This is a genomic window from Chromobacterium sinusclupearum (assembly GCF_002902845.1).
Lineage (GTDB): Bacteria > Pseudomonadota > Gammaproteobacteria > Burkholderiales > Chromobacteriaceae > Chromobacterium > Chromobacterium sinusclupearum.
In genome coordinates, this window is the sequence record NZ_PPTF01000060.1 from 82,400 (window position 1) to 103,539 (window position 21,140).

Consider the following 21,140-nt stretch of genomic DNA (forward strand, 5'->3'; position numbering starts at 1 on the left):
GGCGTCGCGCGGGATGATCAGGCCTGCGTCGGCTTGGATGGGAATCATGCTCGCTCCTCCTGGCGGCTGCGCGTCAGCGCGTCGCGTTCTATGGTCTGCTTGCGTTTGCATTCGGGGCAGGCGGCGTACAGTCCGCGCAGATGCTCGTCCAGATTGAGGCCGCTCTGGCGCAGCAGGTCCATCACATGATGGATTTCCTTGGCCGGCGCGAAGGGCTTGTCGCAGCAAGCGCAGTTTTCCAGCCGGAAGCTGGCGCGCTGGATCAGGTCGTCCTTGCAGGCCACGGCCAGTTCGAACTCCTGGGTCAGCTGGATGGCGCGGGTGGGGCAGACTTCCTCGCAGCGGCCGCAGAAGATGCAGCGGCCCAGGTTCAGCGCCCATTCGCGCCGGCCGGCGCGGCTGTCGGTTTGCATCGTCAGCGCGCCGGCCGGACAGGCCTGGGTGCAGGCGGCGCAGGCGATGCATTGGCGGGCGTTCAGCTCCGGCTTGCCGCGAAAACCGGGGCTGACCGGAAACGGGGCGAACGGGTATTTCGTCGTCGGTTCGCCCGCCTTGGCTATGATCTTGAATAGCTTGAACATGGCGTTTTCCTATTTGAGCGGCGAATCTTTGCGCTCACGGCCGTAGCGTTCGATTTCCTTGTACGGCACGGTGGTGGACTTTTTCTTCTTCACGTCGACCAGCGTCACGCGGTCGGTGCAGGAGTAGCAAGGATCGATGCTGGCCACGATCAGCGGCGCGTCGGACACGGTGTTGCCGCGCAGCATGTAGCGCAGCGGCGGCCAGTTGGCGTAGGTGGGCGCGCGGCAGCGCCAGCGGTACAGCTTCTGGTTGTCGCCGGTCATCGCCCAGTGGATGTCCTCGCCGCGCGGCGCTTCGGCAAAGCCCAGCGCGAACCGGTGCGGCTGGTAGGCGAAGCCTTCCAGCAATACCGGACCGGCGGGCAGGTTTTCCAGCGCGTGCTGGATCATGGCCAGCGAGTCGAAGAATTCGCGGGCGCGGATCAGCACGCGGCCCAGCACGTCGCAGCTGTCTTCGGTGTGGACGTCGAAGGGCAGGCTGGCGTAGGCGCCGTAGGCGTGGTCGGCGCGGATGTCGCGGGCGAAGCCGCTGGCGCGCAGCAGGGGGCCTACCGGGCTGAAGTCGCGAGCGACTTTGCGGTCCAGAATGCCCACGCCGCTGGTGCGCTGGCGCAGGTTGGGCGTGGACAGCAGCATGTCCACCAGCCGCGTGGTTTCCTCGCGCAGCTCGGCCACCAGCTTGAGCGTGCGCTGGCGTTCTTCCTTGAGAATATCGCGGCGCACGCCGCCTATCAGGTTCATGCCGTAGGTCTTGCGCGCGCCGGTCAAGAGCTCCGCCATGGTCATGGCTTTTTCGCGGACGCGGAAGAACTGCATGAAGCCGGTATCGAAGCCGACGAAGTGGCTGGCCAGGCCCAGGTTCAGCAAGTGGCTGTGTAGCCGCTCCACCTCCAGGAACACGCTGCGTATCATCTGCGCGCGCGGCGGCACGGCCAGGCCCAGCGCGCTTTCCACCGCGCTGGCGTAGGCTACGCTGTGGGTGAAGCCGCAGATGCCGCAGACGCGGTCGGACAGGAAGGTGACTTCGTCGTAGCCCATGCGTGTTTCGGCCAGCTTTTCCATGCCGCGGTGGACGTAGAACATGCGGTAGTCGGCGTCTACGATGGTTTCGCCGTCCACAAACAGCCTGAAGTGGCCCGGCTCGTCCGAGGTGATGTGCAGCGGGCCCAGCGGCACGTCGCGGGTGACGCCGGCCGCATCGTTGACGAAGGTGTAGGTTTCGGTATCGGTGGTGGGGGCGGGGCGCTGGTTGTAGGCCATCGCGTCCTTGCGCAGCGGATAGAGCTCGTCCGGCCAGTCGTCCGGCAGCACCAGCCGCCGCTCGTCCGGGATGCCCACCGGCGTGAGGCCGTACATGTCGCGCACCTCGCGCTCGCCCCACACGGCGGCCGGCACGCGCGGCGTGACGGAAGGGAATTCCGGCCGTTCCGGGGCTATCAGCGCGCGCACCACCACCCAGCACTTGACCGGTCCTTCCATCGACAGCACGTAGTAGACGGCGAAGTGGCCGTTGAGCGGCCGCTCGTCGTTGCCGAACAGCACCGACAGCCAGCCTTCGTTCTGGTAATACAGCCACTCCACCACTTCGGGCAGGCTATCCAGCTTGATGGTGACAGTCAGCTGGTCGGCGGTTTGCCATTCCGCTTCCAGCACCGTGTGCGGGAAGCGTTGCTTCAGGCCGTCCAGATAGTTGCGGCCCAGTTTGTCGTCATTCATGTTTTTCTCCCAGGCCTCAGCGGATGACTACGGGGTGGTTGGCTGCGGCCAGCACGATTCGGCTCGCTTCGCGCAGCAGCGTCTGCAAGCTATCCGGCATGAACAAGCCTATCGCCAGCATGGCCAGCATCAGCAGGATTAGCGGCAGCAGCGTCAGCCAGCCGGCTTCGCCCGGCTGCACCTCTTCCGGGGCGGGGCCGAACAGCGTGGCCGCCAGCATGCGGGCAAGCCCTGCCAGTACGATGGTCAACAGCAGCAGCACGACGACGGTCAGCGCGGCATGGCCTTGCTTGAAGCCGGCGGCCACGATCAGGAACTCGCTGTAGAACACGTTGAACGGCGGGATGCCGCCCAGCGCCAGCGCGCCGGCGCCGAACAGCATGGCCGTCAGCGGCGCGGCGCGCAGCAGGCCCTTGACCGACCCCATGTCCGGCGTGCCGTACTTGAGCAGCACATTGCCGGAACCGCAGAACAGCAGCGCCTTGGCCAGGCTGTGGTTGACGGTATGGAACAGCGCCGCCATCACGCCCAGCGGGCCGCCGAGGCCCAGGGCTATGGCGATCAGCCCCATGTTTTCCACGCTGGAGTAAGCCAAGAGACGCTTGATATGGCACTGCGACAGGATGAACAGCGCCGCCACGGCCACCGACATCAGGCCGAAGGCCAGCAGCAGCGTTTCCGAGAAGCCCGGCCCCAGCGCGCGCGAAGCCAGCATGTGGAAGCGGATCACAATCAGCAGCGCGCAGTTGAGCAGCACGGCGGACAACAGCGCGCTGACGGGGCTGGGCGCCTCGCTGTGGGCGTCCGGCAGCCAGGCGTGCATGGGGAAGAAGCCGGCCTTGGTGCCGAAGCCGATCAGCACGAAGACGAAGGCGATGCGCGTCAGCGCCGGGTCCAGCTGATGGGCCATAGCCAGCAGCGTGGTCCATTGCGCCGCGCCGCCGTGGTCGCCCAGCAGGCTGGCGGCGTTGGAATAGACCAGCACCACGCCGTAGAGGCCGAAAGCCACGCCCACGGTACAGATCACCATATACTTCCAGGCCGCCTCCAGCGAGGAGCGTTGGCCGTAGAAGCCCACCAGGAAGGCCGAACCCAGCGTGGTGGCTTCCACCGCCACCCACATCATGATGACGTTGTTGGCGGTGACGGCCAGCAGCATGGTGAACAGGAACAGCTGGAAGAGGGCGTAGTAGCCGCACAGCCGTTCCGGCCCTACCTCACCGTGTTGCAGCTCGTGGCGCATATAGCCTATCGAGTACAGGCCGGTGGCAAAGCCCAGCGCGCCGATCAGCGCCAGGAACAGCGCGCCCAGCGCATCGACGCGCAGCCAGCCGTCCAGGGCCTCCAGCGGGCCGCCGGACAGCGCCTCGGCGCAGGCGGCCAGCGATAGAACCAGCAGCAGCGTGACGCTGGCTAGGTGAGCCAGGCTGGCCAGCCGCGCGCCGGCCGCGCCGGCCAGGCGGCTGCCCGCGCACAGCGCGGAGGCCAGCAGCGGAATCAACAACAGAAAAGCAAGCCAATGCGTAGCAGTCATGGCCTCAACCCTTCAAAGCGGTCAGTTGCCGCACGTCCAGCGTTTGCAGCGTGCGATGAATGCGGCGCGCCAGCAGCGCCATGATCAGCACCGCGCACACCGCGTCCGTGGCGATGCCTATTTCCACCACCTCCGGCGCCTTGCCGGCCATCAAGGCCAGCGTCAGGTGGGCGCCGTTCTCCATCAGGCAGTAGCCGAAGATCTGCTTGAGGATGTTGCGCGAGGTGACGATGCAGGCCAGGCCGAGCAGGAAATGGCCCAACGATACCGCCAGCGCCGGCTTCAGGTGGGCCACCACCGCCAGCTGCACGGCATCCACCGCATACCAGCTGACCAGTACGATCAGCGCCGCCAGCACGGCCATCCAGGCCGGGCCGAGCAGGCCGGTCAGCTCAGGATCATCCGGCAGCGGCCCCAGCAGCTTGATCAGGATCAGCGGCGCCAGCACCACCTTGGTGACGAAGGCCGAAGCCGCCCACAGCGTCAGCTCGTGCGAACCCTGCGTAATGGCCAGCGCCAGAAACACCGCCACCAGCACCAGCGATTGCAGCATGTAGAAACGGGCGGCCGTAGCCACGCGGCCGGCGCAGATCACCAGCAGCGAGGTGACGATCAAGAGCCCGGCCAGATTATTGACGATCAGCATTCCGTCCATGCATTCCTCCTCAAGCCAGCCAGGCGGCGGCGATGAAGCTGGAAGCCAGGCTCATCGCCAGCAGCACGGCCAGCACGGTTTTCATTTGCCAGGGCAGCGGCTGCGCCGCGGCCACCACGGGGGACGGTTCGCCCGGCACCGTCTTGCCGAACCAGCGCAGGAACCAGGCGAAACTGGCCACCGATTCCGCCATCGCCAGCAGCATCAGCGGCAGCAGCCAGGGCTCGGTTTGCGATAGTTGGAAACCGGCGGCGAAGATGGCGAACTTGCTGAAGAAGCCGTTGAACGGCGGCACGCCGGTGATCGCCAGCGCCGCCACGCAAAAGCTCACCCCCAATAGCGGCGAGCCGCGCAACAGGCCGCGCAAGGACGGCAGCAAGCGTGTCCCGCAGCTGTAGCTGAGCGCGCCGGCGACCAGGAAGAACAGGCTCTTGGCGAAGGCGTGGTTGAAGATGTGGGCGATGGCGCCGTTGAAAGCCAGGCGCGAGCCGAAGGCCGATAGCGACAGCGCCAGGAAGATGTAGGACAGCTGGGTGATGGTGGAATAGGCCAGCAGCCGCTTCATGTCCTTTTGCGGCAGATACATCCAGAAGCCGTACAGCAGCGTGACGGTGGCCATCACCGCGCCAACCCAGCCCACCAGATGCGGCACGCTGCCGGCGGCGTCCAGCGCGCGGGCGAAGATGTAGACGCCTACCTTCACCATGGACGCCGCGTGCAGATAGGCGGACACCGGGGTCGGCGCCTCCATCGCGTCCGGCAGCCACATGTGCAGCGGCAGCTGGGCCGATTTGCCCCAGGCCGCCCACAGCACGCCCAGCAGCACCACGATCTTGGCGGAATCCGGCAGCGCCGAAATCGCGGTTAGGCTGAAACTGCCGCTTTGGGCGAACAGCCAGCCTGCGGCCAGGTACAGGCCCAGCGAGCCGATGTGGGTGATCAGCAAAGCTTTCAAGGCAGACTGCAGCGCCTTGGGCTTCTGGTAATAGCCGATCAGCCCCCAGGAGCAGGCGCCGGTGATCTCGAAGCACACCAACTGGCCCAAGAGGGTGGACGACAGCACCAGGCCGGCCATCGCGCCGATGAACACCAACAGGTAGGCGTAATAGCGCGGCGCGGCGGCGTGCGGGTGCTCGCGGTTGGCCGGCGTCATGTAGGCGGTGGAGTAGAGCGCCACCAAGAAGCCCAGCCCCACCACGGCCATGCCGATCAGCGTGCTGAGCCGGTCCACGGTGAGGCCCAGGAGCTCGATGCCGGCTAAGCTCAGCAGCGGGTAATGGGCGGCGACGGCGCCGCCTGCCTGGAAGTCGGCCGCCAGCCAGATGGCGCCTGCCGTGGCCGCAAGCGCGAACAGCGGCGCCAGCGCGCGGCCGGCTTCGCGCGGACTGGCCAATACCAGCGCCGCGCCGAGGAAAGGCAGCAGGATGGTCGCCAGAGCGAGGTGTTCCATGAATGCTCCTTAAAGACCGGTGAGATAGAAAACAAAGGACAGCGCGGCCAGGCCGAAGCCCACCCAGGTGACGCGCGCAGTCAACAGGAAACGTCCGCGCGCCATGCTGTTCTCGATGAGGGATGCGACGACAAACACCGCCAGCAGCTTGAGCGGCAGCCAGACCGCGGCGGCCAGCAGCGCTGCCGGCGCCAGGCTGTCCGCCGCGCCCAGCGGCAGGAACACGCCCAGCATGAACTGCGCGAGCACCACTTTCTTCAGCGCCAGGCCGAGTTTCAACAGCGCCAGCGAGGGGCCGGAGTATTCGGTCAGCGGGCCTTCCTGCAGCTCCTGCTCGGCCTCGGCCAGGTCGAAGGGCAGCTTGCCCATCTCCATGAACACGGCGAAGGCGAAGGCGGCCAGCGCCAGGCCGATGGCGGCCGGCGACTGCAGATAGCTGCCGGACATGCCGGTGGCGATGGCGCCGAGATTGGTGCTGCCCTCGATCAAGGCCACCACCAGGAGCGCCAGCATCATCGTCGGCTCCACCAGAATGCCCAGCGTCAGCTCGCGGCCCGCGCCGATGCCGGCGAACGCGCTGCCGGAATCGATGCCGGACAGCGAGAAGAAAAAGCGAGCCAGGCCAAACAGGTAGCCGAAGGTGATCAGGTCCGCCAACGGGCCGGCCGGCGAGTGGCGGGTGAGCGCGGGCAGGGCCATCGCCAGCATCAGCATGGCGGACAGCTGCACCGCCGGCGCCAGGCGGAAGGCGAGGCCGGCGTGGCCCGGCGCCACGTCCTGGCGGCGGAACAGCTTGAAAATGTCGCGGTAGTCCTGCAGCACGCCGGGGCCGCGCCGCGAGTGCATGCGGGCGCGGATCATGCGCGACACGCCGGTGAACAAGGGCGCCAGCGCCAGCAGCAGCAGGGCTTGCGCTACCGCCAGCGGAATCCATTGCAATTGAGACATGGTTCTCCTCCTAGCGGGCAACGATCAGCAATAGCGCGACCAGCGCCACCACCACGTACAGGCAGTACAGGCGGAAGTCGCCGTGCTGCAGCACGCGGATGCAGGCGGCCAGGCGGTCTACCCAACGGGCCGCAGGCAACACCAGGCGCTGGTCCCATACCGGTTCGGCGCGCGTAGCGCCGGCTATCGTCCGCTCCAGCGCGGCCTCAAGCTTGCTGGACGGCGACAACTGGCTGCGCAGGCGGTAGAGCGGCGCGAACATGTGCGCCACCGGCTGAGTCAGGCCCTGCGGGCCGACCGACATCGACGCTTCCTGCGCGTAGCCGCAGGCCCAGGCATCGCCCTGCTGGCGGCGTGCCAGCCGCGCGCCGCGCAGGATGGACAGGGCCAGCAGCACGCACAAGGGCAGCGAGATCAGCAGCAGCGCCAGGATCGGCATGGACACCATGGTCTTGGCGTGCAGGCCGGGATGAATGGCCAGGCCTTCCGTCACCGAGGCCGGCGCGGCGTGGGTCAAGGACGCCGCCACATTGGCCATCAGCGGCGACACCGCGCTCGCCCCCACGCCCAGCAGCAACAGCGCCAGCGCGGCCAGCAGCATGGCCGCGCGCATGGGCAACGGCGCCTCGGTCGCCTCCGCCGCATGGCGGCTGCGCGGCGCGCTGGAGAAACACATGCCGTAAGCCTTGACGAAGGCCATGGCCGCGAGCGCGCCGGTCAAGGCCAGCATTACCATGGCCAGCGGGCCGGCCAGGCGCAGCGCGAAGCCGGCATCCTGGCTGACGGCGAACAGCGCCTGGTAGGTGAACCATTCGGACACAAAGCCGTTGAACGGCGGCAAGGCGCAGATGGCCAGGCTGCCGGCCAGGAAGCTCAGCGCCGTCCACGGCATGCGCGCGGCCAGGCCGCCCAGTTGTTCCATGTCCTTGCTGTGGGCGCGGTAGAGGATGGAGCCCGCGCCCATGAACAGCAGGCCCTTGAACAGCGCATGATTCAGCAGGTGATAGCCGGCGGCCAGGAAGCCCAGCGCCGCCAGCAAGGGTTGCGGCGCGGCCAGGCCAAGCATGCCGGCGCCCACCCCCAACAGGATGATGCCCACGTTTTCCACGGTGGAGTAGGCGAGCAGGCGCTTCAAGTCTTGCTCGGCAAGCGCGTACAGCACGCCCAGCACGGCGGACACGCCGCCGATGGCCAGCACCAGCAAACCCCACCAGGCGGTGTGCGCGCCCAGGATGTCGACGCCCACCTTGATGATGCCGAACACGCCTATCTTCACCATCACCCCGGACATCAGGGCCGAGGCGTGCGAGGGCGCGGCCGGGTGGGCGCGGGGCAGCCAGCCGTGCAGCGGCACCATGCCTGCCTTGGCGCCGAAGCCGAACAGGGCCAGCAGGAACACGACGGAGGCGAGAGGGCCGTCCAGCCCCAAGGCGCGGAAGCTGTCAAAGTCCAGGCTGCCGCTTTGCGCGTACAGGAGGAAAAAGGCGATCAGAATCAGCACCGATCCGGTGTGGGCGATCAGGAAGTACAGGAAGCCCGCGTCGACGGCATCCTCGTCCTGCTCGAAAATCACCAGGAAATACGACGCCAGAGACATCGCCTCGAACAGGATCAAAAAGTAAAACGCGTTGTCCATCGCCACCAGCGCCGTCATGGAGGCGATGAAGGCATTGGCGAAGAAGCCCATCGCGCCTACGCCGCGTCCGCGGTATTCCCGCACATACGACCAGCCATATAGCGAGGCGAGCAGCGTCAGCGCCGAAATGGCCAGCAGCAGCAGCGCGGCCAGCGGGTCCAGCCGCACGGCGAAATGGGCGAATTCAAACGGTCCGTCCATCAGAAAGCGTTCTACCGTCCCGGTTTGCAATACCGGCAGCGAGGCGGCCAGGCCGCAGGCCGCGCCGGCCATGCCGAAGACGGACGACGTGCCGATGGCGAGGTTTTCCAAACGGGCCAGCAGCAGGCTCAGCAGCGCGCCCGCGCCATATAGGCAAACGGACAACAGCAGCCATTGCAGGGGAGCGAGGCTCATGATCTTTCCTCCGGCAGGCTCGGGTCCGCGCCCAGCGCGAACAGCGCCGCCTGGCGGCGGGCGTCGGCGGCGCGCGCGAGCGCATCGTTGTCTTCCAGCCGCAGCGCCTGCGTCGGGCACACCCGCATGCATTCCGGGCCATCGGCCAGGCCTTGGCACAGGTCGCACTTGACGGCGATGGCCTTCACGCCCGGTTCCCAGGCCAAGAGCGGCGACAGCATGGCGTTGCTGTCATGCGGCGCGGCGGCAGGCCGGGTTTCCGCCAGCGGCGGCTGCCAGGCCGGGCTGATGGCGGCCACCCCGCTGCAGGCCGTGCCGGCCAGCTGGATGGCGCCGAACGGGCAGGCGATGGCGCATAGCTTGCAACCTATGCACAGCGTTTCATTGAGATCGATGGAGCGGCCGGACAGCGAGATCGCCGCCACCGGACAGACGCGCGCGCAAGGCGCGTCGTCGCAATGGCGGCACAGCACCGGCGCGGTGACGGCGGCCGTGCGCGTGACGGCCAGCCGTGGATGCGCCTGCAGGCCGGCCGCGCGGTGCAGCGCGGAACAGGCGGCCATGCAGGTGTTGCACCCATTGCAAAGCTCGGGCTCTGCAATGACGAAGCGGTTCATGATTCCCCCAAGTAAAGCCAGGCGGGGCCCGGAATGGCTTTACTTATGCACGAGGCGTGCCAGATTGGTTTTTGTCTGATTTTCTTTGTTTTTCAGAGGTTTATATTGTCGCTGCTAGCGCAGCGGCGGTGTCGATTTAGTGTCGGTGCCACAGGGTGTCGTCAGAAGTGACGAGGTTGATTGCTTGGTAAAAAGCGTTATCAGATTCAGATGAGTATGTGGGTTCAGTGCAATAGGATGTATGTATCCATCACAGACAGTCTTTTTGCTTATTTCTGTATTTCAATAATTCAATTAAAAACACATACTGTCATATGTATCAGTTTTTCATTTAAAATGAATCCAGTAAATTGAGCTTGCCGCACCAGCCCATCCCTGCAACCTTGATTTGAGCTTTTCTGCGGCTGCTTTTCAGTATGTCTGCATTAAGTAGATTCCACCTATCACTCGCATTTTATGCAAACCAATTTGAGGGTAACTGAAATGAGCAAAAAAATTCTGAAGCTGAAGTTTGATGGTCAAGATTTTGGTTATGTGCGCATGCAGAAGGGGACTGATTCGTTCTATGGTGGCGGCGCCGAAAAAGAGGCTATTGAGTTTGAGCTGGAAAGCTATAAGGGCAGTAATACTCGTTTCTATTTCAAGGTTGCCGGTACCAAAGACAGTTATATGGATTTCTCCCTCTCCTCCTCCGTGCTGAAGGTTACAAAGCCTTTCTTCAGCGTTGAACAATCGAGCATTTGTGCGTGGGAACTGATTGGCGGCGAGCTGCATGCCATTCTGGGCGGAAAAGACACGACCAAAGCGGTGAGCCGCAGCAAGAGCGATCCGATTTCCACCATTTTGTACGCAAACTCCCCGTACGATGGCAACCATTGCCAGGTTAGCATTGAAGATGCGACTCACAAGACTTCGAATCACGAGAAAGCTGAGTTGCAGCACGCTTTGATTTAAGTAGATAAAGAATTTAGCTTTGCAAAGCGGGCAGGCAATATGCGCTGCCCGCTTTTCTTAATCTCGCGGCTGCCTATGCGGTGGGATTTAACAAATCCTCGGCAGCTGTTCGCCGTTGATCCAGTCCACCATCCGCTTGCCGCCAAAGGCGGTTTCCATCTGCACAAACTGGTTGGCGTCGGCGATGGCTTCACCGATGATGGCCGCGTCGCGTCCTTGCGGGTGGGCGCGCATGGCGGCCAGCAGCGTGTCTGCGTCTTCCGGGGCGCACACGGCCACCAGCTTGCCTTCGTTGGCCACGTACAGCGGGTCCAGGCCCAGCAGCTCGCAGGCGGCGGTGACTTCCTGGCGTATCGGCAAGGCGGATTCGCGGATCCGCATGCCGCAGCCGGCCTGCAGGGCGAATTCATTGAGCACGGCCGCCAGGCCGCCGCGCGTCGGGTCGCGCAGGCAGCGCAGGTCCGGCACGGCGCGCAACATGTCCGCCACCAGCGTGTGCAGGGCGGCGCTGTCGGATTGCAGCGCGGTTTCGAAACCCAGGTTCTCGCGCAAGGACATGATGGCCACGCCGTGGTCGCCCAGGTGGCCGGACAGCAGGATCTTGTCGCCGGGGCGGATGCGGCGCGGCGTAATGTTGATGCTAGCGGGCGCGTAGCCGACGCCGGTGGTGGAGATGAACACGCCATCGCCCTTGCCTTGCTGCACGACTTTGGTGTCGCCGGTGACGATGGCCACGCCGGCTTCGCGCGCGGCGGCGGCCATGGATTGCACGATGCGGCGTAGATCGGCCAACGGGAAGCCTTCTTCCAGGATGAAGCCGGCAGTCAGGTATAAGGGCGTGCCGCCGCACATCGCCACGTCGTTGACGGTGCCGTGCACCGCCAGGCTGCCGATGTCGCCGCCGGGGAAGAACAGCGGTGAGACGACATGGCTGTCGGTAGCCAGGATCAGCCGGCAGCCGGCTGGCGGCATGGGCAGGGCGGCGCCGTCGTGCTGCGCGCCCAGGTAGCCGTTGTCGAATTCGGCGACGAACAACTGCTCGATCAGCCTGGCCATGGCGCGGCCACCGCTGCCGTGGCTGAGGTCCACCCGGCCGTGGGCAAAGTCTATGCGGTTCATGCCGCGTCTCCGTTCTTGTCGGCCGCGCGGAAGCGGCCATAGGTGAAATGGGCCGCGCACGCGCCTTCGGACGACACCATGCAGGCGCCCAGCGGGCGCTCCGGCGTGCAGGCGGCGCCAAAGGCGCGGCAGTCGGCCGGCTGTTTGTGGCCGCGCAGGATGGCGGCGCACTCGCAGGCCTTGTGGTCCGGCACCTGGCGGTAGGGCAGGGCAAAGCGGCGCTCGGCGTCGAAATCGGCGTAGTCGGGCCGGATGCAGAGGGCGCTCAAGGGCACGGTGCCCAGGCCGCGCCAGTCGTACTCGTCGCGCAGCTCGAACACCTGCTCGCACATCGCTTGCGCCTTGCGGTTGCCCTCGCGGCTGACCACGCGGCTGAACTGGTTTTTCACTTCGGCGCGGCCTGCGTTCAGCTGGCGCACCAGCATGAGGATGGACTGCATGACGTCCAGCGGTTCGAAGCCGGAAATCACCACCGGCCGGCAATACTGGGCGGCGAAGCCTTCATATGCGCCATAGCCTATCACCGTGCTGACGTGGGCCGGGCCGATGAAGCCGTCCAGCGCCACCGCGTCCGGATCGCCTTGCGACTCCATGATGTGCACCATGGCGGCAGGCGTGAGCACGTGGTTGCAAAACACGCTGAAATTGGCCAGCCCCAGCTTCTGCGCGCGCAGGATGACGGCGGCGGTGGGCGGCGTGGTGGTTTCGAAGCCGATGGCGAAGAATACGACCTGGCGGTCAGGATGGGCCTGGGCGATGGCCAGCGCGTCGTCGCAGCTGTAGACCATGCGCACGTCGGCGCCGGCGGCGCGGGCCTTGAGCAGGGACAGGCCGCCGCTAGCCGGCACGCGCAGGGTGTCGGCGTAGGTGCAGAGGATCAGCCTTGGTTCGCGCGCCAGCGCGATGGCGCTGTCGATGCGGCCAGTGGGCAGCACGCATACCGGGCAGCCAGGGCCGTGGATCAGGCGGATGTTGGCGGGCAAAAGGTCCGGCAGACCGTAGCGGGCGATGGCGTGGGTGTGGCCGCCGCAGAATTCCATCAGCCGGTATTGCCGCGCGGGATCCGCTTCTGCCTGAATGGTCGCGGCCAGTTTGCGCGCCAAGGCGCCGTCGCGGAACGCTTCTATGTATTTCATGGGGTTTCCTAACGGTAGGCCGCGGGGTTGTCCGGCGTCGCGCCCATTTCGGCCAGCAGCGCCAGCGTGCGCTCGGCCTCGGCCGGGTCGAGCTTGCCGATGGCGAAGCCGACGTGGACGATCAGGTAATCGCCGGTTTTCACGTTGTCCACCAGCGAGGTGGAAATGATCTTATGCAGGCCGCCCAGCGCGACTCTGACTTGGTCGTCTGCCAGGATTTCGGTGACTTGGGCGGGAATGGCCAGACACATGGTGTTTCCTTATTGGTTGAAATGGCGCTGCGCCACCCAGGCCTGGCCCAGGGCCAGGCCGCCGTCGCCGGCCGGCACCAGGCGCGCTTGCAGCATGGACAGGCCGCGCCGCCCCAGCGCCGCATGCAGGCCGCGCGCCAGGATGGCGTTTTGCAGGCAGCCGCCGCCGCAGGCTACGCGGCGCAGCCCCAGGCGGCGGGCCGTCTGGGCGGCCCAGTCGGCCAGCGCTTCGATCAGGCAGGCGTGGAAAAGCGCCGCGCCAGCGGCAGGCGGCATGCCGGACGCCAGTTGGCGCAGCAGCGGCGTGAGGTCGAGATGGTTGTCCTGGTCTATTTGGTGCAGGCGGGGCGGCTTGGGCGGCAGGCCATGGCGTTCGGCCAGCCCCTCCAGCCGCATCGCGGCCTGCGCTTCGAAGCTGGTGCGGGCGGCGATGCCTAGTAGCGCCGCGGCGGCGTCGAAGTGGCGGCCCAGGCTGCTGGTGCGGGTAAGCGCCTTGCCTTGGTTCAGCCAGAGCGCCAATTGCGGCGCGGCGGCTTCATGGGGGAAGCGGGCAGGGATTTCCTCGTCTGCGCCCCAGCCATGCAGCGCGGCGGCGGCCATGCGCCACGGCTCGCGCGCCGCGCGGTCGCCGCCCGGCAGCGCCAACGTGGATAGATGGCCCAGCCGCTGGCTGTGCGCGCCGTCCACCATCAGCAGCTCGCCGCCCCAGGCGCCGCCATCGTCTCCCAGGCCCACCCCGTCCAGCGCCAGACCCAGCACGGTTTCGTCGCATTGCTGTTCGGCCAGGATGGCGGCGATGTGGGCGTGGTGATGCTGCACGGCCAGCGCAGGAATGTTCAGGCGTTCGGACAGCTCCCGCGCCAGGCGGCTGCTGAAGTAATCCGGGTGCAGGTCATGGGCGATGAAGGCTGGGCGAGTAGCCAGCAGGGTTTGCAGATGCCCGGCCGCCGCTTCCAGCGCCCGGCAGTTGGCCACGCGGTCCAGGTCGCCGATGTGTTGGGACAGGAAGGCCTCGCTGCCGCGGGTCAGGCATAGCGTGTTTTTCAGATGCGCGCCCAGCGCCAGCACGGGCGGGCCGCCGCGAGACAGGCCGATGGCGCAGGGCGTGTAGCCGCGGCCGCGGCGCAGGAACTGCGCATGGCCGTGGCAGCCCACGCGCAGCACGCTGTCGTCGCAGCGCGTGACGATGTCGCGGTTATGCTCGAGCACGGCGTCGGCCAGCTGCGGCAGCAGGGCGCGCGCGTCCTCGTTGCGGGTGATCAGCGGTTCGCCGCGCGGATTGGCGCTGGTCATCACCAGCAGCAGCGACTGCGGCTCGGCCAGCCATGATGTTCCATCGGGTCTGCCCGCTGCCTCGTGGAGCAGCAGATAGTGCAGCGGCGTATACGGCAGCATCGCGCCCAGCCAGGCCACGTCGGGCGCCACGCCGGGCAGCGCGTCATCGCAGCCGGCTGTTTTGGGCAGCAGCACGATGGGGCGTTGCGGCGAGCGCAACAGGCGGCCGGACAGTTCGTCGATCCGAGCCAGTTCGGCTAGCGAGGCGCTGTTGGCAGCCATGATGGCCAGCGGTTTTTCCTCACGCGCCTTGCGCTGGCGCAGCCTGGCCACGGCCGCGGCATTTCTGGCGTCGCAGGCCAGATGGAAACCGCCCAGCCCCTTGATGGCGACGATCTCGCCGCGCCGCAGCCGTGCCAGCGTCTCCGCCACCGCATCGCCGGCCACCGGGCCGTCGGCGTCGAGCAGCGCCAGTTCCGGGCCGCAATGCTCGCAGGCGTTGGGCTCGGCGTGAAAGCGCCGATGCAGCGGATTGCGGTATTCGGCCAGGCAGGCCGGGCATTGCGGGAAGACGGCCATGCTGGTTTGGGCGCGGTCGTAGGGCAAGTGCCGGACCAGAGTGTAGCGCGGGCCGCAGTCGGTGCAGTTGATGAAAGGGTAGCGGTAACGCCGATTGGCGGGGTCGAACAACTCGGCCAGGCAGGCGTCGCAGGTGCAGCTGTCGGCGCCTATGGCCGCATGGGCGCCGCCGGATTCGCTGGCCAGGATGGAGAAGCCATCGGGCTGCGCCTGTTCCGGCAGCGGCTGGCGCAGCAACTGGTCGATGCGCGCCAGCGGCGGGCGTTCCGACAGCAGCCTTTCTGCGAAGCCGCTCAGCGCCGCGTCGCCGCCCTGCAGCTCGATGGTCACGCCGTTGCCGTCATTGCGTATCCAGCCGGACAGCGCCAGCTCGCCGGCCAGCCGGTAGACGAAGGGGCGGAAGCCGACGCCCTGGACGATGCCTCTGACTGTCAGTTGTTCGCGCGGCATGCTCAGCCTCCCTTGCCGCAGCCGGCGGTCAGCCAGGCCAGCCACGCATCGCGGCCTTCGCCGGTTTTGATGGACAGCTGGATCACCGGCAGGCCGGGGCGCACCTGGCGCGCCATGCGGATGGCGGCGGCTATGTCGAAGTCGACATGCGGCAGCAGGTCGGTCTTGCTGATGATCAAGAGGTCCGCCGCGCGGAACATGTCCGGATATTTCAGCGGCTTGTCCTCGCCCTCGGTCACGGAAAGAATCGCCACCTTGTGCGCCTCTCCCAGGTCGAAGGCGGCCGGGCATACCAGATTGCCGACGTTTTCTATCAGCAGCAGGCCGCCATCCGGCATTGCCTGCGCCTGTTCCAGGCTGTCCAGCGCCTCCGCCACCATGCGGGCGTCCAGGTGGCAGCCCTTGCCGGTGTTGATCTGCACGGCCGGCGCGCCGGTGGCGCGGATGCGCTCGGCGTCGTTGGCCGTTTGCTGATCGCCTTCCACTACGGCCACCGGCGCGCGGCCTGCCCAGCGGCGCAGGGTGTCCACCAGCAGGCTGGTTTTGCCGGAGCCTGGGCTGGACACCAGATTCAGCGCGAAGATGCCGCGCTCCGCCAGCAGCCGGCGGTTGCGCGCGGCGCGCGCGTCGTTGTCGGACAGGATGTCCCGTTCGATGGCGATGATGCGTTCGGCCGGCGTGTCCGGCGCGTGGACGGCGTCCAGCGGGCCGTGGGCCTGGCCAGCCAGCCGGTAGCCGTTTCTGGGCGCGCCATGGCCATGGCTGCGTTTGCCATTGATGCGGACCTGTCCGTGGCCGCAGCCGCAAGTGGTGCACATGATGCTGTCCTCCTAGCTGATTCCGATATCGATCACCCGCATCTCCTCGCCGCCTTGCAGGCTGAGATTCTCGCCGCCGCATTGCGGGCAGCGCGCCGGCAGGGCGGCAAGCTCGGCGTCGGCGCCGCAATCTGCGCAATGGGCCTGGGCCGGACTGCGCTCGGCCTGGAAGTCGGCGTCGGCCGCCAGGCTGTCGCGCGCCGCCAGCTGGCAGCAGTAGAGCAGGGTGTCTGTCTCCACATGAGCTAGCAAACCCAATGCCAGCCGGACGCGGGTGACGCGGCGGGCGCCGGCGCGGCGCGCGGCGTCCTCCACGATGTGGACCACGTGTTCCGCAAGTGTCAGTTCGTGCAAGGTTTTTCTCCTGAATGGGGCGGTCCGGCGGCATCGCGGCGGGGCGTCGCCGCGGCGGCGCGGCAGTGTCGAGACGTCGTCACTTCTGACGATGCCGGCTTAGGGCCGGCGATCTTCGACACAGAAGGCAAGGCAGCGCGGACAGCAATTCTTTTCAGAAACAGGGCGTTGCATGGGATGGGCCGCCTTGGCGCGTGGCTGGCATGGCTTATGCAACGTCATGAGCGTGAATTCGCAACGCTTGCAATCGACGTTCGGGCGGCTGCCGCCGCTTGAGGAGGCTGAACATGAATCGGTTCATCATCGCTGAACCCCAAAACTGCATCGGCTGCCGCACCTGCGAGGTAGCGTGCGCGCTGGCCCATCCGCTGAGTCCCGGCGATCCATTGTCGCCGGACACCTTCCATCCCCGGCTGACGGTGATCAAGAGCGCGCGCATCAGCACGCCGGTGCTGTGCCGGCAATGCGACGACGCGCCCTGTCTGAATGCCTGCCCCAGCGGGGCCATCGTCTACGCCGGCAGCAGCGTGCAGGTGCTGCAGGAACGCTGCGTGGGCTGCAAGACCTGCATGGTGGCCTGTCCTTACGGCGCGATGCAGGTGGTGACCGTGCCGCAGCGGCCGTCGCCGGGCAGCTTTGCCACGCGGCAGATCAAGGCCAAGGCGCTGAAGTGCGACTTATGCGTGGGCAAAGCCGGCGGCCCGGCCTGCATCGCCACCTGTCCCACCAAGGCGCTGCGCATGGTGGAGCCGCAGGCGCTGGAGGCCGCTTTGCAAAAACGCCGCCAACAGGCCGCGCTGGACACGCCGGCGCTGCCGCTTTGACGCATCGCCATCCGGGAAAAGGACACGGAAAATGGAAAAGGTAATTTCGGTTTGCCCGTACTGCGGTTCGGGCTGCAAGCTCAATCTGCTGGTGGAAAACGGCAAGATCGTCGGCGCGGAAGGCGCAGACGGCGTGACCAATCAAGGCGAACTGTGCCTGAAGGGCTATTACGGCTGGGACTTCCTCAACGACACCAAGCTGCTGACCCCGCGCTTGCGCCATCCGATGATACGGCGCCAGCGCGGCGGCGAGTTCGAGCGCGTGAGCTGGGACGAGGCGGTGGCCTTCGTGGCAGGCAAGCTCGGCCAGATCAAGCGCGAGCACGGCCCAGACGCCATCATGTGCACCGGCTCCTCGCGCGGCACCGGCAATGAATCGAATTACATCGCGCAGAAATTCGCCCGCGCGGTGATCGGCACCAACAACATCGACTGCTGCGCCCGCGTCTGCCACGGGCCATCGGTGGCCGGCCTGATGGCCACGCTGGGCAACGGCGCGATGAGCAACTCGATCTGCGAGATCGAGGACACGGATTGCATCCTGGTGTTCGGCTACAACGCGGCCGACTCCCACCCCATCGTCGCCCGCCGCATCCTCAAGGCCAAACAGAAGGGCGCCAAGATCATCGTCTGCGACCCGCGCTACATCGAAACCGCGCGCGTGGCCGATCTGCATCTGCAATTGAAGAACGGCTCGAACATGGCGCTGGTCAACGCCTTCGCCAACGTGCTGATCAGCGAGGGCCTATACAAGCCGGATTTCGTCGCCGAACACGCCGAGGGCTTCGAAGAATACAAGGCCGCCGTGGCCAAGTACACGCCGGAGTACACGGCCGAGATCACCGGCCTGCCGGCCGAGCTGATCCGCCAGGCCATCCGCATGTACGCCGCCGCGCCCAGCGCCACCATTCTGTGGGGCATGGGCGTGACCCAGTGGGGCCAGGCGGTGGATGTGGTCAAGGGTTTGTCCAGCCTCGCCACCCTCACCGGCAACCTGGGGCGGCCGCATGTCGGCGTCGGCCCAGTGCGGGGCCAGAACAACGTCCAGGGCGCCTGCGACATGGGCGCGCTGCCGAACACTCTGCCGGGCTATTACGACGTCAGCGACGCCGAGGCCCGCGCCCGCTTTGCACGGGCTTGGGGCGTGGACAGCCTGCCGGCCGAGAAGGGCTGCAGCATCACCGAGGTGGCGCATCGCATCGAGGCGGGCACGCTCAAGGCTTATTACATCTTTGGCGAAGACCCGCTGCAGACCGAGCCGGACCTAGGCATGATGCGGCGCGCCTTCGAGAAGCTGGACCTGATCATCGTGCAGGACATCTTCATGACCAAAACGGCCATGGCTGCCGACGTGATTTTGCCCGCTACTTCCTGGGGCGAACATGAAAACGTGTTCTCCAGCGCCGACCGCGGCTTCCAGCGCTGCTACAAGGCCATAGATCCGCCGGCCGACGTCAAGGACGACTGGGAAATCTACAGCCTGATCGCCACGGCCATGGGCTACCCCATGCACTATGACAACGCCCAGCAAATCTGGGACGAGCTGCGCGGCCTCTGTCATCTCTACACGGGCGCCAGCTACGACAAGATGGCCGGCCTGGGCTATGTGCAGTGGCCGTGTCCGACGGAGAACCACCCCGGCACGCCATGGCTGTACGAGGGCTTCCAGTTCGACACGCCTAGCGGCAAGGCCAGGCTGTTCGCCACCGAGTGGCGCCCGCCGCTGGAAACGGTGGACGCCGACTACCCGCTGGGCTTGTGCACGGTGCGCGAGGTAGGCCATTACTCCTGCCGCTCCATGACCGGCAACTGCACGGCCTTGCAGACGCTGGCCGACGAGCCGGGCTTTGTGCAAATCCACCCGGATGACGCCAAGAAGTTCGGCATTGCCGACCAGTCGCTGGTGTGGGTGGCGTCGCGCCGCGGCAAGGTGATCACGCGCGCCAACCACAACCCGCGCGTCAACGCCGGCGCGGTGTACATGACTTACCAGTGGTGGATAGGCGCTTGCAACGAGCTGACGGTGGACCACCTTGACCCGATCTCCAAGACGCCGGAGCTGAAGTACTGCACGGTGCGCGTGGAGCCGATCGCCGACCAGGCCTGGGCCGAAAACCACGCGCGCGGCGTCTATGCGCGGCTCAAGGCGGACCTGCGCAAGGCCGCGCTGGCTGATTGAGCATGGACAGGCTGCCGCTGACCGACCGCCACGGCAGGCGCATCGACTATCTGCGCCTGTCGGTGACCGATCGCTGCGATTTGCGCTGCCGCTATTGCCGGCCGGCGGGCGACGCGTCCTACGCCGAGCGCGCCGACTGGCTAAGCTTTGCCGAAATCCGCCGCGTTGTGAGCCTGTTCGCCGCCATGGGCGTGGGCCGGGTGCGGCTGACCGGCGGCGAGCCGCTGCTGCGCGCCGGCATCGTCGATCTGGTGGCGGACTTGGCCGCCGCGCCCGGCGTGCGCGACTTGTCGCTATCCACCAATGCCACGCGCTTGGCCCGGCATGCCGCGGCGCTGAAGGCGGCCGGCCTGGCCCGCGTCAACGTCAGCCTGGATTCGCTGCGGCGCGAATGCGTCAGCGAGCTGTGCGGCCGCGACAGCCTGGACGCCACGCTGGCCGGCTTGATGGCGGCCAAGGCGGCCGGACTGGCCCCGATCAAGCTGAATATGGTGGCGCTGCGCGGCGTCAACGACGGCGAGATCGAATCCATGGCGGCGTTTTGTTTCGAGCATGGTTTCATTCTGCGCCTGATCGAAGCCATGCCCATGGGCGAGGCCGGCCGCGCCGCCGCCTATCTGCCGCTGGACGGAGTGAGAGAGCGCTTGGCGCGGCGATTCAAGCTGCAACCCTGCGCCGCCGAGCTGGGCGGCGGCCCCGCCCGCTACTGGCAAACCGCCGACGGGCGCGGGCAGGTGGGTTTCATCACGCCGCTGTCCCAGCACTTCTGCGCCACCTGCAACCGCGTACGGCTGACGGTGGACGGCACGCTTTATCTATGCCTGGGCCAGGAGCATAAGCTGGAATTGCGGCCGCTGTTGCGCGGCGGCGCCGGCGACGAGGCGCTGTCATCCGCCATCCGGCGGGCGGTGGCGCGCAAGCCCTGGGGGCATGATTTTGAAGCCGCGCCCAGCCGGGTGCTGCGCTTCATGTCGCACACCGGCGGCTGAGCGAACAATGAAATTGACTGACCTGAGGAAACGAAAATGAAAACACGCATCTGGATATCGCTCCCCCTGATGGCCTTTCTGCCGGGCCTGGCGCTGGCGCACATCGGCAACGATGCCGGCATCCACCACGGCACGGCCTTCTTCATGGGTTTTGTCCACCCGTTCACCGGGCTGGACCACTTCGCCGCCATGCTGGCGGTGGGCATCTGGAGCGTGCTGGCCACGCGCCAGGTATGGGCGATGCCGTTTGCCTTCGCCGGGTTGTTGCTGGTGGGCGGGCTGATCGGCTTTACCGGCGCGGCCGTGCCGGTGGTGGAGCCGATGATCGCAGCTTCCTTGCTGGTGCTGGGCCTCTTGGTATGCGCCCGCGTGCGGCTGGCTTTGCCCTGGGGGCTGGCCGTAGTGGGGCTGTTCGCGCTGTTTCATGGCATCGCCCACGGCAGCGAGCTGCCGTCGGCCCAGGCCGTGGCCGCGCTGAGCGGCATGGCGCTGGGCACCATGATCCTGCACATCGCCGGCATGGGTATCGGCGCGTTCTTCAAGGAGCGCAGCGCCTGGTACGCCCGCGTGCTGGGCGGCGGCATCGCCTTGCTGGGGGCGGGGTATCTGGCCGGGGTGCTGTAGTTCGAAGGCATTGAGGCATGCCATCACGCCGTCCGCCATGAAGGCGGGCGGCATT

19 protein-coding genes are annotated in these 21,140 nt (G+C 66.7%); 5 read left to right on the forward strand and 14 right to left on the reverse strand.

The window, feature by feature from the left end:
• Positions 1-44: 44 nt before the first annotated feature.
• Genes C2134_RS12335 through C2134_RS12370 form a run of 8 tightly spaced genes read right to left on the reverse strand, consistent with a single transcriptional unit; the run spans position 45 to position 9,479 of the window.
• The gene (locus tag C2134_RS12335; RefSeq protein WP_103320443.1) at positions 45-581 is read right to left on the reverse strand and encodes a formate hydrogenlyase complex iron-sulfur subunit; all 537 of its coding nucleotides are present in this window, start codon (positions 579-581) and stop codon (positions 45-47) included.
• 9 nt (positions 582-590) lie between these two features.
• Positions 591-2,297, reverse strand: coding sequence for a hydrogenase large subunit (locus C2134_RS12340; RefSeq protein ID WP_103320444.1), 1,707 nt, complete (start codon positions 2,295-2,297; stop codon positions 591-593).
• A gap of 16 nt (positions 2,298-2,313) precedes the next feature.
• On the reverse strand, positions 2,314-3,831 hold the full coding sequence (locus C2134_RS12345; protein ID WP_103320446.1) for a hydrogenase 4 subunit F: 1,518 nt from the start codon (positions 3,829-3,831) through the stop codon (positions 2,314-2,316).
• Positions 3,832-3,835: 4 nt separating this feature from the next.
• On the reverse strand, positions 3,836-4,486 hold the full coding sequence (hyfE, locus tag C2134_RS12350) for a hydrogenase 4 membrane subunit (RefSeq protein ID WP_103320448.1): 651 nt from the start codon (positions 4,484-4,486) through the stop codon (positions 3,836-3,838).
• Between the two features lie 10 nt (positions 4,487-4,496).
• Positions 4,497-5,936 (reverse strand): hydrogenase 4 subunit D, encoded by a 1,440-nt coding sequence (locus C2134_RS12355; protein WP_103320450.1) that lies wholly within the window; start codon positions 5,934-5,936, stop codon positions 4,497-4,499.
• A gap of 9 nt (positions 5,937-5,945) precedes the next feature.
• Entirely contained in the window at positions 5,946-6,884 is a 939-nt protein-coding gene (locus tag C2134_RS12360; protein ID WP_103320452.1) for a respiratory chain complex I subunit 1 family protein, read from the reverse strand.
• A 10-nt stretch (positions 6,885-6,894) separates the two neighbouring features.
• The gene (hyfB, locus tag C2134_RS12365) at positions 6,895-8,916 is read right to left on the reverse strand and encodes a hydrogenase 4 subunit B (protein ID WP_103320454.1); all 2,022 of its coding nucleotides are present in this window, start codon (positions 8,914-8,916) and stop codon (positions 6,895-6,897) included.
• The gene (locus tag C2134_RS12370; protein ID WP_233163811.1) at positions 8,913-9,479 is read right to left on the reverse strand and encodes a 4Fe-4S dicluster domain-containing protein; all 567 of its coding nucleotides are present in this window, start codon (positions 9,477-9,479) and stop codon (positions 8,913-8,915) included. The genes hyfB and C2134_RS12370 overlap by 4 nt, the downstream gene beginning before the upstream one ends.
• A gap of 537 nt (positions 9,480-10,016) precedes the next feature.
• Between C2134_RS12370 and C2134_RS12375 the strand changes: the two genes are divergently transcribed.
• Positions 10,017-10,487 (forward strand): hypothetical protein, encoded by a 471-nt coding sequence (locus C2134_RS12375; protein WP_103320458.1) that lies wholly within the window; start codon positions 10,017-10,019, stop codon positions 10,485-10,487.
• An 87-nt stretch (positions 10,488-10,574) separates the two neighbouring features.
• Here C2134_RS12375 and hypE read toward each other — a convergent pair whose 3' ends face one another.
• Genes hypE through C2134_RS12405 form a run of 6 tightly spaced genes read right to left on the reverse strand, consistent with a single transcriptional unit; the run spans position 10,575 to position 16,469 of the window.
• Positions 10,575-11,606, reverse strand: coding sequence for a hydrogenase expression/formation protein HypE (gene hypE, locus C2134_RS12380; protein ID WP_103320460.1), 1,032 nt, complete (start codon positions 11,604-11,606; stop codon positions 10,575-10,577).
• Entirely contained in the window at positions 11,603-12,742 is a 1,140-nt protein-coding gene (hypD, locus tag C2134_RS12385; protein WP_103320462.1) for a hydrogenase formation protein HypD, read from the reverse strand. The genes hypE and hypD overlap by 4 nt, the downstream gene beginning before the upstream one ends.
• An 8-nt stretch (positions 12,743-12,750) precedes the next feature.
• A complete protein-coding gene (locus C2134_RS12390) occupies positions 12,751-12,993 on the reverse strand; it encodes a HypC/HybG/HupF family hydrogenase formation chaperone (protein ID WP_103320464.1) in 243 nt (80 codons plus the stop codon).
• Between the two features lie 9 nt (positions 12,994-13,002).
• Complete coding sequence (hypF, locus tag C2134_RS12395; RefSeq protein WP_103320466.1) at positions 13,003-15,297, reverse strand: carbamoyltransferase HypF; 2,295 nt, start codon at positions 15,295-15,297, stop codon at positions 13,003-13,005.
• Positions 15,298-15,299: 2 nt separating this feature from the next.
• Positions 15,300-16,115, reverse strand: coding sequence for a hydrogenase nickel incorporation protein HypB (gene hypB, locus C2134_RS12400; protein WP_103320468.1), 816 nt, complete (start codon positions 16,113-16,115; stop codon positions 15,300-15,302).
• A 12-nt stretch (positions 16,116-16,127) separates the two neighbouring features.
• Positions 16,128-16,469 (reverse strand): hydrogenase maturation nickel metallochaperone HypA, encoded by a 342-nt coding sequence (locus C2134_RS12405; RefSeq protein ID WP_158248764.1) that lies wholly within the window; start codon positions 16,467-16,469, stop codon positions 16,128-16,130.
• 287 nt (positions 16,470-16,756) lie between these two features.
• On the opposite strand from C2134_RS12405, the gene C2134_RS12410 reads away from it, so the two are divergent.
• Genes C2134_RS12410 through C2134_RS12425 form a run of 4 tightly spaced genes read left to right on the forward strand, consistent with a single transcriptional unit; the run spans position 16,757 to position 21,085 of the window.
• Complete coding sequence (locus C2134_RS12410) at positions 16,757-17,293, forward strand: 4Fe-4S dicluster domain-containing protein (RefSeq protein WP_103320473.1); 537 nt, start codon at positions 16,757-16,759, stop codon at positions 17,291-17,293.
• Between the two features lie 31 nt (positions 17,294-17,324).
• Positions 17,325-19,472: a formate dehydrogenase subunit alpha gene (fdhF, locus tag C2134_RS12415; protein ID WP_103320475.1), complete on the forward strand. Its 2,148-nt coding sequence runs from the start codon at positions 17,325-17,327 to the stop codon at positions 19,470-19,472.
• Positions 19,473-19,474: 2 nt separating this feature from the next.
• Positions 19,475-20,461, forward strand: a complete 987-nt coding sequence (gene moaA, locus C2134_RS12420; protein WP_103320477.1) for a GTP 3',8-cyclase MoaA — start codon at positions 19,475-19,477, stop codon at positions 20,459-20,461.
• Positions 20,462-20,497: 36 nt separating this feature from the next.
• Positions 20,498-21,085 carry a HupE/UreJ family protein gene (locus C2134_RS12425; RefSeq protein WP_103320479.1) on the forward strand — a complete coding sequence of 196 codons (588 nt, stop codon included), beginning with the start codon at positions 20,498-20,500 and terminating at the stop codon, positions 21,083-21,085.
• The last annotated feature ends 55 nt before the right edge of the window (positions 21,086-21,140 follow it).

Bases quoted from the DNA above. Each gene is read 5' to 3' on its own strand.
- hyfE (WP_103320448.1), bottom strand. From the start codon at position 4,486: ATGGACGGAATGCTGATCGTCAATAATCTGGCCGGGCTCTTGATCGTC.
- C2134_RS12340 (WP_103320444.1), bottom strand. From the start codon at position 2,297: ATGAATGACGACAAACTGGGCCGCAACTATCTGGACGGCCTGAAGCAA.
- C2134_RS12410 (WP_103320473.1), top strand. From the start codon at position 16,757: ATGAATCGGTTCATCATCGCTGAACCCCAAAACTGCATCGGCTGCCGC.
- fdhF (WP_103320475.1), top strand. From the start codon at position 17,325: ATGGAAAAGGTAATTTCGGTTTGCCCGTACTGCGGTTCGGGCTGCAAG.
- C2134_RS12345 (WP_103320446.1), bottom strand. From the start codon at position 3,831: ATGACTGCTACGCATTGGCTTGCTTTTCTGTTGTTGATTCCGCTGCTG.
- hyfB (WP_103320454.1), bottom strand. From the start codon at position 8,916: ATGAGCCTCGCTCCCCTGCAATGGCTGCTGTTGTCCGTTTGCCTATAT.
- C2134_RS12375 (WP_103320458.1), top strand. From the start codon at position 10,017: ATGAGCAAAAAAATTCTGAAGCTGAAGTTTGATGGTCAAGATTTTGGT.
- C2134_RS12425 (WP_103320479.1), top strand. From the start codon at position 20,498: ATGAAAACACGCATCTGGATATCGCTCCCCCTGATGGCCTTTCTGCCG.
- hypF (WP_103320466.1), bottom strand. From the start codon at position 15,297: ATGCCGCGCGAACAACTGACAGTCAGAGGCATCGTCCAGGGCGTCGGC.
- hypB (WP_103320468.1), bottom strand. From the start codon at position 16,115: ATGTGCACCACTTGCGGCTGCGGCCACGGACAGGTCCGCATCAATGGC.
- C2134_RS12335 (WP_103320443.1), bottom strand. From the start codon at position 581: ATGTTCAAGCTATTCAAGATCATAGCCAAGGCGGGCGAACCGACGACG.
- moaA (WP_103320477.1), top strand. From the start codon at position 19,475: ATGGACAGGCTGCCGCTGACCGACCGCCACGGCAGGCGCATCGACTAT.
- hypE (WP_103320460.1), bottom strand. From the start codon at position 11,606: ATGAACCGCATAGACTTTGCCCACGGCCGGGTGGACCTCAGCCACGGC.
- C2134_RS12355 (WP_103320450.1), bottom strand. From the start codon at position 5,936: ATGGAACACCTCGCTCTGGCGACCATCCTGCTGCCTTTCCTCGGCGCG.
- C2134_RS12370 (WP_233163811.1), bottom strand. From the start codon at position 9,479: ATGGCCGCCTGTTCCGCGCTGCACCGCGCGGCCGGCCTGCAGGCGCAT.
- C2134_RS12390 (WP_103320464.1), bottom strand. From the start codon at position 12,993: ATGTGTCTGGCCATTCCCGCCCAAGTCACCGAAATCCTGGCAGACGAC.
- C2134_RS12360 (WP_103320452.1), bottom strand. From the start codon at position 6,884: ATGTCTCAATTGCAATGGATTCCGCTGGCGGTAGCGCAAGCCCTGCTG.
- hypD (WP_103320462.1), bottom strand. From the start codon at position 12,742: ATGAAATACATAGAAGCGTTCCGCGACGGCGCCTTGGCGCGCAAACTG.